The following is a 16,960-nucleotide window of genomic DNA, read 5'->3' on the forward strand; positions in this document are numbered from 1 at the left end:
CGCCAGATGGGCGCGAAACCAACATCGGGCGTACGACGAGTGCGTCGCGCGTGCAACCTATGCTTCTGCCATGCACGTTCTCTTCGTTTGTACGGGAAACATCTGCCGATCACCCACGGGCGAACGCCTCGCACGTGCATATGCCGCCGAAGCCGGGATCATCGGATTCACCGCGTCGAGTGCTGGAACCCGGGCGATGGTCGGGCACCCGATCGAGCCGACGGCCGCGAGGGTTCTCGCGGGGCTCGGCGGCGACCCCACGGAGTTTCAAGCTCGACGCATGACAACAGCGCTGGCCTCGGACGCCGACCTCATTCTCACGATGACCGAAAGTCAGCGAGACAAAGTCCTGGCGATGGCTCCGGCGCGGCTGAAGCGCACGTTCACCCTTCGAGAAGCCGCACGGTTGGGCTCGCTCGCGGATGCAGGAACGGTCGACGACCTCGCCGCCGCCAGGCCCCGATTTCGTGCCACCGAACCCGAGGACGTCCTGGATCCGATGGGTAAGGAAGAGAAGGTGTTTCACGAGATCGGACTTCAGATCGCCGATCTCGTCGGCCCACTGCTCAGCCGACTTCGCTTCGGTGAGCGCTGAGCGAGGTCACCGCGGTCAACTGCGGTAGCGATTTGTCCGACTCGTAGTAATAGCTGTACTCGTACGCATTGCGTCCGCGAGACGGCGTCATCGTGATGACAGTGCCGAGGACGTGCGCACCCACACTCTGTAGGTTTCCGACCGCGCGCGCCAGTTGATCGCGCTTCGTGGAGCCGTGTCGGGCGATCACCAGAGCGCCGTCCGACATCGCGGCCAAAACCGCGGCATCCGTGACGGGGAGCAACGGCGAGGCGTCGATGATGACGTAGTCGTAGCGCGCCCGCAGTTCCCCGAGAACATGTTTGGCCGTGTCCGTACCGAGTAGTTCGCTCGGGTTCGGGGGGATCGGTCCGGAGGCGAGCACAGTCAGCCCGTCGAACTCGGTCGGCTGAAGCACATCGTCCAGCGTCGCTCGACCGGAGAGCACCGAACTGACGCCGACACTTCCGATCAATCCCAAGTACTTCGATACTCGCGGCTTGCGGAGGTCGCCTTCCATCAGGCACACCGATTTGCCGGCCTCCGCCAAGACGAGAGCGATGTTCACGGCCGTGGTCGTCTTACCCTCGGAGGGAAGCGAACTCGTGACGACGATGACACGCGGTGGATGGTCCACCTCGAGGAACTGAAGGTTGGTGCGCAATTCACGGAAGGCTTCGGCACTCACGGAATTTCCGTCACTGAAAGCGATCGCGTGATTGACCTCGACGTCCTTGTCGAACGGGATCGTGCCCACCATCGCCGAACCCGCAATCTCTTCGACCGTTCGACGATCCTTCACCGTGTTGTCGAGCCGATCACGAATCAACGCAAGCGCGATTCCCGACGCCAGTCCCGCCACGGCTCCTAGAGCGAGGTTGCGTGAAGTCTTAGGTGACACGGGAACAGACGGTTCTTGGGCCTGCTGCTCGACGACCACACGCGCAGGCGGCGTTCCGCCGTTCTCAGGCGTCTCCAGTTCCTTTGCCAGTGAGACGAATTCGGACGAAAGAGTATCTGCAATCTCCCGTGCGAGTTCCGGTGAAGGATCCTTGACTCCGAGGTCGATCAGCACAGTGTCGGGCGCCGACGTCGCAGTGACCTTGGACGCCAACTCGTCAGCCGACATCCCGCCGACCACTCTCGGCCCCAGTGCGTCGATCGTCCGCTGCGCGAGAGTTCGGCCGGTCAGGAGTTTTGTATAGGACAGAACACGCTGCTGTGACAGCTGGCTACCTTGAAGTGCCTCGTTGACCGAGGTACCCGCCGACGTCGAAACGAAAAGCCTCGTCGAGGCCTGGTAGACGGGCGTCGAAAGAAGAGAAGCGCCAAGGGCTCCCAGGATTCCGAGCACCGTTACAGCAGCGACGATTCGCCATCTGGCTTGCAATATCTTCAGGTAGTCGACAATTTCCATCTTGATGTCTCCTTCGGCTCACGCATGCCCACTGCGGGTCTGAGCGGTTCTTGCCGGTCAGACCGCGAGGGCGAACCGGGCTTTCTCAACTTCGATATCGATCAACTGCAGCAGGCACGATGCCTGGTACTCACGGACGTCCCAATCCGCGGTATGTCCAACCAGCGCCTCGCCAGTCGTCGGGGGAAAGGCAATTGCGCCCGTCGACGATCACCTTCTTGCGAACCACCGAATCAAGATCGGACGGCTGCAACTTCAAGAATTGGGGCCACTCGGTCAACACCAGGACGACATCAGCACCTTCGCAGGCCTCCAACGCATTTGCCGAATAGGTCAACGTCGGGAACAGCGCACGCGAATTGTCCATGGCCTTCGGGTCGTACACGTTCACCGCGGCACCTTGGAGCTGAATCTGGCCCGCGACATTGAGCGCCGGCGAGTCACGAACGTCGTCCGAGTCCGGCTTGAACGCGGCACCCAGAATTGCAACTCTCGCGCCGAGCAGCGATCCGCATGCCTCCCGTGCCAATTCGACCATGCGTGTACGTCTGCGCATGTTGATGTTGTCGACCTCGCGAAGGAACGTCAGTGCTTGGTCGGCACCTAGTTCACCGGCGCGAGCCATGAAGGCACGGATGTCCTTCGGTAAGCAGCCTCCCCCGAAACCAATTCCCGCGTTGAGAAATCGACGTCCGATCCGAACGTCGTATCCGATCGCGTCGGCGAGCACTGTGACGTCGGCACCAGCAGCCTCGCACACTTCGGAAATGGCGTTGATGAACGAGATCTTCGTGGCCAGGAATGCGTTCGCTGATGCTTTGACCAACTCCGCCGTAGCCAGGTCCGTGACGAGAAAGGGAATCCCCTCATCGACAAGGTCTGCATATACCTCGCGCGCAACAGATTCCGCGCGTCCGTGTCGATTGCGGTCGACCCCGAGCACCAGACGATCGGGATGCAATGTGTCCTGGACGGCAAATCCCTCACGGAGAAACTCGGGATTCCACGCCACTTCGACGGCGTCGCCGCTCGGTGCCAGCTCCCGCGCGCGCTTACCGAGCCGTTCCGCGGTGCCCACCGGTACCGTGGACTTCCCGAAGATGACCGAGGGCTTGGTGAGTAGCGGTGCCAGAGTCTCGATCACGGCATCCACGTAGATCATGTCCGCAGCGAACTCGCCCTTTTTCTGCGGTGTACCGACCCCGAGGAAGTACACGTCCGCAAATTCAGCGGCTTCCTCGTAAGACGACGTGAACTTCAGTCTTCCTCGATCGATATTTCTTCGTAGAACCTCACGCAAACCTGGCTCGTAGAAAGGAACTTCCCCTGCTGCCAGTTTCTCCAGCTTTGCCGCATCGACATCCACTCCGAGGACCTCGTGACCGAGTTCGGCCATACAGGCCGCGTGTGTCGCGCCCAGGTATCCCGTGCCGAAAACTGCTATGCGAGTGCTCATGGTGCTCGATCTACTTTCTCGAGAGTGTGTGAAGTGTTGATGGGATGGGAAATTCACGTACGTAGGGCACCGATGTTGTCGCGGTACCACGAGACCGTCGACGCGATCCCTTCGCACAATCCGATGGTCGGCCGCCATCCAATCTCTCGAATCATGCTCACGTCCAGAAGTTTCTGCATCGTTCCGTCAGGCTTCGAGGTGTCCCATCGCGTCTCGCCGGTGTATCCGACCTCGTCGGCAACCATCGAAGCGATCTCACGAATTGTGTGATCCTCGCCGGTTCCGACATTGACATGCGATGCACCGTCGTAGTTGTCGAGCAGATGCAGACACGCCGACGCCAGATCGTCGACATGCAGAAATTCACGGCGAGGATTGCCACTCCCCCAGTTGACAACCAACGGCACTGCGGACGACTGCGCCTCGTCGTAACGCCGAACGAGGGCGGGCAGTACATGCGATCCGCGCGGCGAGAAATTGTCGCCCGGGCCGTACAGGTTGGTGGGCATCGCCGAGATCCAGGATCGACCATGCTGTCGTCTGGCAGCTTGGACATGGAGTATTCCCGCAATCTTTGCAATTGCATAGGCATCGTTGGTCGGCTCGAGATGCCCGGTGAGCAGGTACTCCTCCTTGATCGGCTGCGGCGCCAATTTCGGGTAAATGCACGATGATCCGAGGAACAGGAGACGCTCGACGCCGTGTGCAAGCGCAGCGTCGAGCACGTTCACCTGGATCCGAAGATTCTCCGACAGGAAGTCGACGAGGAACGCGCTGTTCGCCGCAATTCCACCAACTTTTGCTGCTGCGAGGATCACATTGGTCGGCTTTTCGCGGGCAAAGAAATCGAAGACAGCGTCCCGGTCACGCAAATCGAGTTCGGCGGACGACTTTCCGAGAAGGTTCGTGAAGCCTTCGGATTCCAGGTGCCGCCACACCGAGGAGCCGACCAATCCTCGATGTCCGGCTACGTAGAACGGTGCGCCTCGATCGAGCGCTCGCGCTGCGAACGAATCACTCATCGCGTCGCCAACCAGTCGGGAAGTGCCGGAGTGTCGATCCACGGGCGCCCCTCATGTTCGAGCGCTTCGATGTCTGCGTCGACCATGATCCGGGCCAGTTCGGGGGTGTGCACTCCGGCCTTCCACCCGAGTTTGCGCTCGGCATGACTCGGATCCCCGATCAAGGCGTCGACCTCAGTCGGACGAAGGTACCGCTCGTCGAATCGCACGTGATCTTCCCAGTTCAGACCCGCATGTTCGAAAGCGACTGTCAGGAAGTCGCGCACCGAATAGTTGCCACCGGTGGCGAGCACAAAATCCTCAGGCTCGTCGACCTGCAACATGCGCCACATACCCTCGACATACTCCGGCGCATATCCCCAATCACGAATCGCGTCGAGATTACCCATGTACAGATGATCCTCGATCCCTGCCTTGATACGCGCCACCGCACGCGTGATCTTGCGCGTCACGAACGTCTCACCGCGCCTGGGAGACTCGTGATTGAACAGAATTCCGTTCACCGCGAAGATCCCGTACGCCTCACGGTAGTTCTTCGTAATCCAGTACGAGTACACCTTCGCCGCACCGTAGGGAGAGCGTGGATAAAACGGCGTCTCCTCGTTCTGCGGCGGTGGCGTCGCACCGAACATCTCAGAACTCGACGCCTGGTAGAACCGGCAGTCGAGCCCCGCCATCCGCACCGCCTCCAGAAGACGGATCGACCCCACACCCGTCGTGTTCCCCGTGTGTTCGGGTTCGTCGAAGCTGACCCGGACGTGAGACTGCGCAGCAAGGTTGTACACCTCGTCCGGCTTGATCTGCGCGAGCAGCGTCACCAGGCGCGCTCCGTCACTGAGGTCACCGTAGTGAAGGAAAAGCCGCGCATCCACATGGTGGGGGTCCACATAAATGTGGTTGATCCTCGAAGTGTTGAACGTCGACGATCTACGGATCAGTCCGTGAACCTCGTAGCCTTTGGAGAGCAGCAACTCGGCGAGGTACGAGCCGTCCTGCCCCGTGATTCCGGTAATCAGTGCGCGTTTCATCCTGCGTTCCTTCCGTTGCGGGACAGCCCGCCTGATAGTTGCGAAACCACGGTTGTGGTCCGTATTCCTCCGAATCGACCGGCAGTCTTGATCTCGCTCATGCGTGTCCTCTCGAACGGCCGAGGAACTTTCGAATGTCGCGCGATGCCAACCGGACGAATGTCGAGTTACCGAACAGGTAGCGCCGCCACAGACGTTTGGGTTCCGATGCAAGTCGATACAACCACTCGAATCCCGAATTTCGTACGAAAGACGGTGCCTCAGAAACGGTTCCGGCCAAGAAGTCGAAGGCCGCGCCGACACCGACGGCCACGTAGTCCGTTCGATCCGCTATCGCCTTCGTGACAAAATCCTGCTTCGGCGCTCCCAAGCCGACCCACACGATGTCCGGCGCCGACGGACCGACCTTCGTGATGATGTCATCGACGAACTCCTTGCTGAACGCGGCAAACGGCGGGGCGTAAGTGCCAGCCACCGTGATGCCCGGGTACAACTCTTCCACTCGATCCGTCAAAAGACTCAACGTCTCTTCTGTCGTGCCGACAAAATGGTGACGAAGGCCGTAGCGGCGCCCCTTGTCCAGGGTGGCCTCGAAGAACGATGGACCCCGGACTGGTCGAACACCGACGTGATCGGAAGCGGTGGCGCCGATAAGGCGCATCACCCAACTGACCGGGGTTCCGTCTGCGAAGTTCACACCGGGACCCTTCAAAATCGCGGAGTAGTCACGATCGTTGTGCGCCGCCGACACGCAGTAGGAATTCGACAACCTCACGGAGACTCCGGTTCCCGCTCCCTCTCGTCTGTCGTTGACTACCCAATCAGTAGCTCCCTCGAGGTTGGTCGCGGCAAACGGAATGCCACCCACCTCGATGACCTCGAACGGACTGCTCATCTGTCTCACCACTTTTCAGCGTTCCCTTGTTGACGTTCATTGCACTGGCCGTAGCTGCGCGACAAGACCGATTTCAACCGAGATCGAGTCCAATCACGCTGCGGTTCAAAGAGAGAAAGCTCTGTCTCGACAACCGATCGAGCGATACGCGAGACGAGAGTCGACGCCGGCGCAACCGGGATCGCCACGGCGTTCCTACCGGCCAGTGTCGGTACACCGCCGAGATCCAAACAGACCACCGGCAGGCCCACGGCCGCTGCTTCGGCCGCCACCCAGCCGCCCGAATCGTGCATGCTCGGGAAGAGCAGAACGGAGGAGGCCCCCATCTCGCCCACCACTTCCGATCTGTCGCGCCACCCGCGAAGCGTGATCTGACCGCGGCGATACGGAAGCGACATCTCAATCCGCCCACGGGCGGGTCCCTCCCCGACAAAGGTCATGGACCACTCGGTGCCCAGCTGCTCGAGCGCATCCAGAATCAGATCGATTCCTTTGTACTGCAACAGTCTTCCTACGAACAAGAGTCTTCGTTTCGGCCTGGGTACCGTTTGCTTCTCGATTCCGTCGTAGTCCAGGACACAATTGGGTTGGACGACGACGTTGCGTGCCCGCGGTGCGCCACGTCCGCTGTCGGAGTTCATCGCGATGAAAGTGTCGACTCGTCCTGACATGAAGATGTGTGTCAGTGACCGAGCGGCTTTCGTCGAGCAGGTCCGAACTGCCGTGGTTGCCAGATACCGCAAACCGATGCGCTTGGCGAGTGGCATCGGCGGGTAGGTGTTGCCCCCGGCAGGCCCCCATACGAGTCGTGCGCCGCCGGCTCCACCGAACAGCACCGGTGGGGGCAGCCAGTCGGACGCGAACGTTGCATGGTGCAGGACGTCGAAGTGTGCCGCTTCACGACGAACGAACAGTGAAGTGTGCCAGAGCCATCGGAGATATCGACCGTACGATCCGGCTTCTTCCGCGGTCAAAGTCGCTATTCGTACGACACGAACTTCGCAACCGAGCTGTTCACATTCTGATTCCAATGTGGGGGCCTCACCGGAGCGAGTCACCACCGTGATCGACTCACACAGTTCGGAAGCCGCCGAGAGAAGCGCCCAACCCGCCCCGGATTCACTCCCCTGATTCGGATCGCAGGCGTATGCCGTCATCAACAACCGTGTCATCGCGCTACCTCGAGCCTCTGTGCGCGCGGCATCCGTGAACCGCGGTGGCCGAATTGCTCTGAGAACCAACCGATGTTTCGTGCACCGTTGTCGAGAACCACGCGTTTGATCCGTGGGCTGATCAGGGCAGCGGGGATCAAGGTCGCCGACGCGAGTACGAGCAAAGCGCGTTTGGCAATCTGAACCGTCAGCAGTGGCAGTCCGAGCTGTCCCTGACAGACCGCGAGGATTCGTCCGTTGTTGACGTACCGGGCGAAGAGCCAGGAGTTCCGACGCCGTTCCTCGTCGACGGGTTCGTACGCAAGCGCCTCGTCGCACCACAGCAGCCGGACACCGCCGGCACTCATCCGGAGCGTGAACTCGGTGTCCTCGCCGCCAGGTAGATCCCAGTCGTCACTGAAGTTCAAGCCGTTCAAAGCTTTCAGGTCCAACAACAGATTTCCAGCACCTGCCGACGCAACCGGCGTCCCGGTCGAATGTCGAACGCGAGTGTGCAATGGAAGTTCCGAGGCGGGCAGGCCCACCGGAATCACGGGACCGGCCACAGCACCTGCGTCGAAATCTGCGGCGCAGGTGAGGAGATTCGACAGCCAGTCGAAGTCGACGTACTCGTCGTCGTCGACGAAGATGATGTACCGACGATCTCGTGCACGGGCGAGATCGACCAGCGCACGTCGTGCCGGAGATACCCCGCCGAATCCGAGATGCAATCGTTCGATCCCGTCGGCGACACATATCGGCGTCGTGGATTCCGGATCGTTGTCGCCCACCACGATTTCGGCCTCGACGCCGGCGCCCTCGATCGACGCCTTGACACTCTCGACGCACACAGCAAGTGAGGCTTCTCGACGGAACGTCAGAATCGCGACCATGACGCCGCTCAGGTTCTTCATGAGAGATCAACTTTCGGTCGAGAGGCGTGATTCATCGAGACCAGGAGTGCGACGCTCGCGCTGACACACGCCGACAGCGCCAAGGCTCCAGCGACATAGACGGCATCGTCGGACAGTCCGGCCCCGAGAACGATCAGAAACTGCACCGGCAGCAGCACTGCGCGGAATGTGTTGAGGGTTCCGGTCTTGTCCAGGACGCGGATCGACGTGCCGACGCCCAGAAGAATCCCGTTGAACGCCACCGCCAGCCCGCACATCAGAATGACCGGTATCAAGTTCGGAAAGTGCGTCCCGACCAGATGATCCATCAATCGCACTCCCGAGAGTCGAATCTCGAGCGTGAGACAGATCAGCGAAACGCAGATGATCGAAACCCAGAAGACCTGCAAGCCCACTCGGCGACCGAGTGCCATGCACTCGGCCGGGCTCATCGCTTCGACACCACTGCCGAACTTGCGCATCAGAATTGGCGAGATGCCCGCGAACATCAAGGACAGTGGACCGAGCAGTGTCTGGGCAGTTCTGATCTCACCGATCATCGAGATCGACGCCACCACGGTCAGTATCAAGAACATCGCCTGCTGCGCAGCTGATCCCATCAATATCTCGATCGCAAACGGCACGGATCTGTACCGGTGAGTGCGTGAGTACCTGATTGACGGCACCGGCGGTATCAGACGCATGGTTGCGTGACCGAGAACGAGCGCGACGAAGACACCGACCGTATAGGTCACGAGTGCAAGTGTCAGATTCTCGACCAGGAAAGCTGCTATAAGGACGAACGATAGTGTCACGATCTGTATCGACGCAGAGATCCAACTCGCACCGTCGTGCATCAGCATCGTGCGTATCACGTCGAACACCACGAAACCAGCTGCAGCCAAGGCGTATACCGTGAGATTCATCGAGTCCGAGCCGGCAATCAGGAACAGAGCCCACACCGATGTCACTGATACCGCCGCCAGCGCGATCGTGGGTGCCAACGCCGGTCCGAGCTCGTCGGTCCTCGCCCCTCGTGACAGCCAGACGTCGACGCCGATCGCTCGCCCCAGTGCCAGTGCCAACAGACCCGCCGATTGAATCACGGCAATCTGTCCGACTTCGATCGGACCGCCGAGTCGTGCCACCGAGGTGAGGACGACAAAAGTGAGGATGCTCGAAAGCGCCTGATCCGCCATGAATGTCACATGTCGAGTGCGATCGTTCACGATCTCACCTCGTTGATGAGCTCACGCATCGACGTCGCTGCCTTGCGGGATGTGAAGCGATTCGAGTAGTGGCGATATGCGGATTTACGTATCGCCGATCGGTCGTCCGCTCCGAAGATCCGGTCGAGGGCCTCGCGAATCGACGATTCATCCAAGGAATGGAGAGGCGTTCCGCCAGGTCCGACGATGTCCGCGAGAGCGCCGCTGGTTGCGTAGATGACCGGGGTGCCAACCGACATCGATTCGATCGCAACGCGTCCGAACGGCTCTGCCCATTGAGACGGCACCACGGACGCCGCACTGTCGCGGAGTATCTCGATCACATCTTCGTGTGAAGTGAATCCGGCCAACGTGACGTTGTCGCGAGCTGCGCTGATGCTGGAGATCTCGGCGTACTGCGGTCCGTCACCGAGCACTGTGAGCGAGGGACTTCCCTCGTCCTGTGGCCAGTTGCGCACCAGGTCCAGGACACCCTTCTCCGGTGTCAGTCGGCTGACGCAGACAACCGAATCAGTGCTCCGAAACGCGGGTTTGTTTTCTTCGAATCCGAAGTTCGGACGAACCACGACGCGATCGGAATCGATCAGTGGTCCCTCGATCAGCCGCGCTGTCATCGCGCTCGTTGCCACGAACCTGTGCTGCTTGCATCCCAAGACGCTCAGCTTGACTGCCGCAGCACTCAAGTAGCAGACAAGGCTCTGAAGTCGGCTGTTGCCGTAGCATCCGTTGCGGACACAGCTCGAGAAGTAGTTCGTGGAACCACATTCGGTGCACGTGCCATCCCCGCGCAACTTGGCTGACGGCGTGGCCAGGCGGTAGTTCCGAACCGCCTGCAGCGTAGGAATTCCGGCGGCTCGCGCAGCCACGAGCAACGAGGCCGAAAACGCAGGCCAGAGATTGTTGACGTAGACGACGTCGGGCCGCTCCGAACGGATAATACGAAACGCGTCGACAAGTACCCGCGGGCTGAATACTGCTGTGACTGCCGCCCACGGTCCCCCGGAGATCTCGGAGTTGTCCGTGGTGCACCGAACCGTCTCGTATCCGATCGATTCGAGGAGCTTGGATTCGTTCGCAAAGCTCTGCTCCTCGCCACCCGGGTTCCGATAGATCGCATGGAACATCAAGGCTTTCGGCTGCGTGGATCCACCGGCGGGCGTTAGGGTCACATCAGGCTTCGAACGCGCTACATCGAACGTCTTGTACATCTCACCGACCTCCTCTTTGCTGCGTAGCGAGGCTGTACACATCGTTCGTGTCGGCACGCCGCGCACTGTGAGAGCGGTGCGTCGAGGGTCCGTACGGTGCCAGGAAGACCCATACGATCAACCACATGGCGCCGAAGAAGAGCGTCGATTCCGTCAAGTCCATCGAGAAGACGAGAACCATGATCGCGACGACGGCGATGTACTCCGTTCTGCTGCGAGCTCGCCCGAGCGCCGTGCTCAGAAGCAGGGAAAAGCCGGCCAACAGCAGCAGGAATCCGATCCAACCGATCTGCAGACGAATGTCGAGCATTCCGTTGTGCGCGCTGGTCGCCGGAAAGGACAGCTTGGACCGGATCATCTGTCCAACGGCGCTGTCAGGTGCCCAGACCGAGCCGAAGCCCCAGCCGAGCAGAGGCCGCTGTTCGGCGTAGTAGCCGGATACCGTCCAGAGATGTAGCCGGCCGGTCAACGTGACATCTCGCGAGAGTATCGCTGCGACATCGGGTCCGAGCACCTTCATCGCGCCGGACACCCCGATGTAGAGCCCGATGATCACCGTCGAGGCGAGGTGAGCGTTCGGAGTCCGTCGAAAACACTTCAGAGCAAGCACTGTCGCCAGTGCAATCCCAGCAGCGACGAGACTGGTCTGGCTCCGGGCTTCGAACAACACGATGCCCGCGACAGCAAGCGCCGCCACCCACGGTATCCGCTTGACGTCGGGAAGCATGAGTATGACAGCAACGAGAACAACTTCGATCGCAGCCATTCGGCCCAAAGTGTTCTTGTGGGTGAAGATTCCGCGATAGGCAACGGCGCGGGTGTCCACGTCGATGCCAGTCGAAGGATCGAGAATCACTACGATCAGAGACAGGACGAGTAGTACCAGCAAGGTGATGGCCACAGTCCGCACTCGCACCGCGAAGGTCAACTCCCGGGCGACGATGATTCCCGTGATCGCCAGGCACACGATGACGATGCCGGCGACTGCGGAGTTCCGGGGTAGCGTCGACCAGTACCAGCTGGTCGCCGGAACGCAGGCCGCGATCAGAAGCGCGAAGACGGGCCAGGTCGCATTCCGTGAGTATCGCCGATCGAGGAAGTAGACCAACGCCAGTGTCGCCGCGAGAACGGCCGAACCGTGTACGAGCAACGATCCGAGAGCTGTCTTCTGCGTGTACGCCTGAAAGGCTCCGCTCGCGCCGATGACCGCGATCACCAATGCCGTTCGCAAGATCAGCGGATTGTTCGGTGCCTCATTTTCGCACGGCACCGGTGCCGCCTTCTGGTCAGTAGGCGCCATCACTTCCCACCACCGCCTTGAGCGTCTTCGCGACGATCATGACGTCGCCCATCATCGACCAGTTGTCGACGTAGGAAAGGTCAAGGCGGACAGTGTCTTCCCACGAAAGATCCGAACGTCCACTGACTTGCCACAGGCCGGTGACACCGGGCTTGACCAGCAGTCGGCGACTGACCGCACCGTCGTACATCTCGACCTCGCGCCGAAGCGGTGGCCGCGGTCCGACGACGCTCATCTCTCGCCGAAGGACGTTGACGAACTGGGGCAACTCGTCGATCGAGTACCGACGCATGAAACGACCGACAGTCGTCACCCGCGGATCGTCTCGCATCTTGAAAAGCACCCCGGCGCCTTCGTTCTCCTTCATCAGCGCCGTGACCTGAGAATCCGCATTCTGGACCATCGAGCGGAACTTGAGCATCGGGAACGGCTGCCCGTCCAACCCCATCCGCTCGGACTTGTAAAGAACCGGCCCCTTGCTCGTGAGCTTGACTGCGATCGCAGCCGCCAGAAGCACCGGACTGATCACGACGAGTACCACGGTTGCGAAGACGATGTCGAAGGTCGTCTTCGTGAACTTCTGTGCGCCGTGATAGCGCGGACGCTCGACATGGATCAGCGGAAATCCAGCGACCGGGCGCATCGACAGCCTCGGTCCGGACACGTCCAGAATCCCCGGTGCGACAACAAGGTCCACATGATCACGCTCGAGTTCCCAGGCCAGTTTGCGCAGCCCTTCCGGTCCGAGTCGCTCCGACGCCGTCACCGCCACCGTGTCGGCCCCGACCTGTTCGAGTGCGTCGGCGACGCTGTGCTCGTCCCCGAGCACCGGAATGTCCCGGCCGTTCACTGTGACAACTTCGCCCACGTCTCCGCCGTAGCCAGGTACGCAGACGCCGACGACTCGGTATCCATGGGCATCGTCGCGCTCGAGGTTGCGTGCAAGATCGACAACCGCCCCTCGCACACCGACCACGAGAACTGCAGTTCGAAATTCACCTCGGGCCCGCTCACGAGCAATCACCCGTCGCCAGATCCAACGACTCGCGATCAAGGCGGTCAATCCCATCGGAAACGCAACTGCGAGGTACAGGCGCGCGATCTCCAGGTGAACGAGAAGGCTGGCGATCGCAATCAGTCCGAACAGGCGGAGCGTTCCGACAGCGATCAATCGGTACTCTTCAGGGCCGCTTCCGATCACCCGAGGAGATCTGGTGCGAAACACTCTCAGTACGGCGAACCAGCCGATGATCAGGGCGAAAGACAGTGCGGTGTAGCTCAAATGGCCGAACGCTTCACCGTCGACGACATCCGCGTCGCTACCGAATCGCCACCATTGAGCCAGAAACACAACTGCCGCAACGATGATCGTGTCGGTGATCGCCAGGCGACGAAGATACGCAGATTGCCATTTCCTGCGTGCGGACACTCCACCAGCCCGCTCCGGCGCTACTCGTCGGTGTTGTTGTGGCCGTTCGTTCGTAGGCGCGGCCATATCGAGAACCGTCATGTGTTCAGATACCTTTCCCCATGCACAGAATTCGGCCTGAAGCTGTTCACCGGCCGAGGTCCATCGGACCGCCGTGCCGAATCCCGATACTTCGACTGCGAAGCAACTGCTCCGCATCACTGCGTTCAGTGCGAATGGTCGCATTACGTGCGCCTTGTAGTTAGCCCGGCGACTATTGTCAGGCCTCGGCCCAACGGTCGATTGATGCGGCATTGCCGCAGCTCACATCCCATGATTGAAGCAGAGTCCACTAACGACCCAAACACGGGACGATCGGCGATTTCTCCTCGCCCGCTGACGTCGCCAGCCTCGATATTGCCGGGACTCAGGACTTGGCAATTATTCGGCTAGCTGGTCAGTACCAGTGAGGAGTTTGCCACATTCCGGACAACGTGGCAATAGCGCTTTCCGAACTTCTTCCGGACTCCGGCATTGAACTCAGTTACTTACCCTCCAAGCAGGAAGGTGCGAACATTCCCCACTATTACCGTTGCGTACCTATAGTTTTCATTTCCGTGGTCAATTGGACTCCACGTTTGGACGGAAACAAGCACGCAGTTGGTAATCGCTCTGCAAACCATGCTTTGATGCGTTCAGCGTCGCCTCAACCCTGGACGATTGTCCGATACTTCGCCTATGGGTGTCTTACCTACGACGGGCCGACAATGCGCGAACCTGCGATCGGGTGACACCGAGAATTCGGACATGCGAAAGGAGGAGCCTGCTCCCTCAACGACAGTCTGCGAGGTCCTAAAATAGCTGCAGCACAGTTGAATTCGAGAGGTGCGAATTGTATAGCCCCCCGGCTGCAAAGCGGGGACACCGCTACTGATGGCCATGGCCAGCGTGTGTGGCCACGTATAGGGTCAACTGACGCTCGACACGCTGGTTGGCACCCAGTAGCGGAGCGTGTCTCTCGAATAATCGACGTTGCGGGACAACTGATCAGCTGGGCGCAGGCTATCGAGAAAACCCCGCACGCTTCAATGGCCTTACGCGAACCCGCGTTCGTTTCGTCGCAAGTCATCAAGACACGACCGAGGCCCACCGGTTGTGTGGCATACGTGAGCAACTCCCGCAGAGCAGTCGACGCTCTCCCTTTCCGGTGTTCCGACGGCCGGACCCCTTCTTACCGTCTCGAGCGATCCGCCAGTTGGTTGCCGGGACAATGTCGGGCCCGGCAACGCCGCCGGCTGCGCGAACAGCTCCTGCACCCTCTGTCCAAATCTATCGCGGGATGCAACCAGATCGATCTACCCAACTACTGCGACGACCGATGAACCTGCATTCCGGCAATGCGCGTCGCAGACTCAGAGGACCCGACTAGAGATTGCGTCCGATTCACCACATAGAGAAGGGCCCCCGAGCATTGCTCGGGGGCCCTGTGAGGCGTCGGGTTTTAAAGTACGACCAAGTCAGATGACTGTCGACGTGACCTTTCGTTCGCCAACTGGATTGCTGTCCACGGAACCTCCCACGGCCACGTCAGCGACAACCGGATCGGAATCGTAGTAGTACTTGTATTCGTAGGATCCACGGCCGTTCAGCGGGGTCATCGTGATGACGGTGCCGAGAATCGTCGCACCCACACTGTGGAGATTGCCGACCGCCCTGCTCAGCTGTTCCCTCTTCGTCGAGCCGTGACGCGCAATCACGAGCGCACCGTCCGCCAGAGCTGAAAGAACTGCAGCATCCGTAACAGGAAGCAACGGCGAGGCGTCGATGATGACGTAGTCGAACCTTCTGCGGAGGTCGGCAAAGACTGCATGAGCAGTGTCAGTGCCCAGCAATTCGCTCGGGTTCGGAGGAATCGGACCCGAGGCAAGAACCGTCAGGTCGGCATTGCTCGTAACTTGAAGTACGTCGTCCAGGTCTGCTTGCCCGGCCAGGACCGAACTCAGACCGACGCTTCCGATAAGTCCAAGGTACTTCGAAACGCGAGGCTTACGAAGGTCACCTTCGACGAGACACACCTTCTTGCCTGCCTCGGCCAACACGAGTGCGATGTTGACCGCAGTCGTGGTCTTTCCCTCGGAGGGAAGAGAACTCGTGACGACGATGACACTCGGTGGGCGATCCACGGCCAGGAACTGCAGATTGGTTCGGAGCTCGCGGTACGCCTCGGCACTTGCGGAATTGCCCTCGTGGAAGTTGATCGCTTGATGAACTTCGCGTTCCTTGTCGAACGGAATTGTTCCCACCATCGCCGCGCCGGCGATGTCTTCGACCACCTTGCGCTCTTTGACGGTGTTGTCCAGGCGATCACGCACCACAGCCAACCCGATCCCCAGCAGAAGCCCGATCGCGGCACCGAGCGCCACGTTCCGCGATGTCTTCGGCGACACCGGTTCCGCGGGAGTTTGTGCTCGCTGCTCGACAACGACGCGCGCCGGCGCTGTGCCACCATTCGCAGGCGTACCCAGATCTTTGACCATGACGACAAACTCGTCCGACAGCGCATTTGCGATTTCACGTGCCAGTTCAGGCGACGCATCTTGCACACTCAAATCGAGAAGTACCGTGTCCGGCGCCGATGTCGCGGTCACCTTGGACGAAATCTCCGCAGCGGAAAGCCCGCCGAGCCGATCGGGCCCGACTGAATCGATCGTTCTTTGTGCCAGTGTCTCGCCGGTAAGGAGCTTGGCGTAGGAAGTGACCAACTGCTGCGAGAGCTGGTTACCTTGGTAAGCCTCGTTCACGGTTGTTCCGGTAGAGGTCGACACGAACAGGCGCGTGGAAGCCTGGTAGACCGGCGTCGCAATCAACGAGGCGCCCAATGCGCCCAAGATCACGACCACAGTGACGACAGCGACTATCTTCCACCGTGCCTGCAAAATCTTCAGGTAGTCCCGTACATCCATCGTCGAATCTCCTTCGGCTCGAACACGTATCACGTCTTCGAGTAGTAATCGACAGCCGCTGTCGAGCCGCTGCACTCAATGCAGGCTGAACGAGGCAGCCAATCTTCTATCGCGCGTCCCTGCGTCCCAGCGCGAGGTATTTGCCGAAACAGCCAGGGGGGAGAAGCCTTCACGGCATCTCACACATCTCACTTCCTGGCCGATACATGATCGGGAAGCGGCGAACACGCGACACTGACAAACCCGCGACACTGACATCGGGTCCACTCGCACATCGCGCAGAGCAGACACAACGTGCAGCCAGGCTGAACTCTACTGCGTCATTGGTCTTTTCACCACCGCAACGGAGCCTCGGAACGCCCTCGGTATCGTCAATCGACCGCGCCGACCGCGAAAGGGTCACATACCATGGCGAG

Annotated in this window: 14 protein-coding genes; 1 reads left to right on the plus strand and 13 read right to left on the minus strand. The window is 60.3% G+C overall.

Annotation, left to right across the window (positions count from 1 at the left end; translation table 11 throughout):
* Positions 1–70 precede the first annotated feature (70 nt).
* Positions 71–595 (plus strand): arsenate reductase/protein-tyrosine-phosphatase family protein, encoded by a 525-nt coding sequence (locus I7X09_RS25610; RefSeq protein ID WP_200314300.1) that lies wholly within the window; start codon positions 71–73, stop codon positions 593–595.
* Here the strand turns inward: I7X09_RS25610 and I7X09_RS25615 are convergent.
* The 13 genes from I7X09_RS25615 to I7X09_RS25675 form a co-directional block, all read right to left on the minus strand.
* A complete protein-coding gene (locus I7X09_RS25615) occupies positions 567–1,991 on the minus strand; it encodes a polysaccharide biosynthesis tyrosine autokinase (RefSeq protein WP_200314302.1) in 1,425 nt (474 codons plus the stop codon). The genes I7X09_RS25610 and I7X09_RS25615 overlap by 29 nt on opposite strands.
* Positions 1,992–2,121: 130 nt before the next feature.
* On the minus strand, positions 2,122–3,447 hold the full coding sequence (locus tag I7X09_RS25620) for a UDP-glucose dehydrogenase family protein (RefSeq protein WP_166812184.1): 1,326 nt from the start codon (positions 3,445–3,447) through the stop codon (positions 2,122–2,124).
* Positions 3,448–3,500: 53 nt separating this feature from the next.
* Entirely contained in the window at positions 3,501–4,469 is a 969-nt protein-coding gene (locus I7X09_RS25625; protein ID WP_166812186.1) for a GDP-L-fucose synthase family protein, read from the minus strand.
* Positions 4,466–5,497, minus strand: coding sequence for a GDP-mannose 4,6-dehydratase (gene gmd / locus I7X09_RS25630; protein WP_095971940.1), 1,032 nt, complete (start codon positions 5,495–5,497; stop codon positions 4,466–4,468). Before gmd ends, I7X09_RS25625 begins: the two co-directional genes overlap by 4 nt.
* 97 nt (positions 5,498–5,594) lie before the next feature.
* Positions 5,595–6,392, minus strand: coding sequence for a WecB/TagA/CpsF family glycosyltransferase (locus tag I7X09_RS25635; protein WP_124567360.1), 798 nt, complete (start codon positions 6,390–6,392; stop codon positions 5,595–5,597).
* A gap of 5 nt (positions 6,393–6,397) precedes the next feature.
* A complete protein-coding gene (locus I7X09_RS25640) occupies positions 6,398–7,564 on the minus strand; it encodes a glycosyltransferase family 4 protein (RefSeq protein WP_166812191.1) in 1,167 nt (388 codons plus the stop codon).
* The gene (locus tag I7X09_RS25645) at positions 7,561–8,457 is read right to left on the minus strand and encodes a glycosyltransferase family 2 protein (RefSeq protein WP_200314304.1); all 897 of its coding nucleotides are present in this window, start codon (positions 8,455–8,457) and stop codon (positions 7,561–7,563) included. The genes I7X09_RS25640 and I7X09_RS25645 overlap by 4 nt, the downstream gene beginning before the upstream one ends.
* Positions 8,454–9,665: a hypothetical protein gene (locus I7X09_RS25650; protein ID WP_200314306.1), complete on the minus strand. Its 1,212-nt coding sequence runs from the start codon at positions 9,663–9,665 to the stop codon at positions 8,454–8,456. The genes I7X09_RS25645 and I7X09_RS25650 overlap by 4 nt, the downstream gene beginning before the upstream one ends.
* A complete protein-coding gene (locus I7X09_RS25655; RefSeq protein ID WP_234036711.1) occupies positions 9,662–10,834 on the minus strand; it encodes a glycosyltransferase family 4 protein in 1,173 nt (390 codons plus the stop codon). Before I7X09_RS25655 ends, I7X09_RS25650 begins: the two co-directional genes overlap by 4 nt.
* 40 nt (positions 10,835–10,874) lie before the next feature.
* Positions 10,875–12,173 carry an O-antigen ligase family protein gene (locus tag I7X09_RS25660; RefSeq protein ID WP_200314310.1) on the minus strand — a complete coding sequence of 433 codons (1,299 nt, stop codon included), beginning with the start codon at positions 12,171–12,173 and terminating at the stop codon, positions 10,875–10,877.
* Positions 12,160–13,683 (minus strand): sugar transferase, encoded by a 1,524-nt coding sequence (locus tag I7X09_RS25665; protein WP_200314312.1) that lies wholly within the window; start codon positions 13,681–13,683, stop codon positions 12,160–12,162. Before I7X09_RS25665 ends, I7X09_RS25660 begins: the two co-directional genes overlap by 14 nt.
* Positions 13,684–14,332: 649 nt before the next feature.
* Positions 14,333–14,755, minus strand: coding sequence for a hypothetical protein (locus I7X09_RS29535; protein WP_234036712.1), 423 nt, complete (start codon positions 14,753–14,755; stop codon positions 14,333–14,335).
* Between the two features lie 343 nt (positions 14,756–15,098).
* Positions 15,099–16,544 carry a polysaccharide biosynthesis tyrosine autokinase gene (locus I7X09_RS25675; protein ID WP_095971961.1) on the minus strand — a complete coding sequence of 482 codons (1,446 nt, stop codon included), beginning with the start codon at positions 16,542–16,544 and terminating at the stop codon, positions 15,099–15,101.
* Positions 16,545–16,960: the final 416 nt, after the last annotated feature.

Source organism: Rhodococcus sp. P-2 (assembly GCF_016598535.1).
Taxonomy (GTDB): domain Bacteria; phylum Actinomycetota; class Actinomycetes; order Mycobacteriales; family Mycobacteriaceae; genus Rhodococcus_F; species Rhodococcus_F baikonurensis.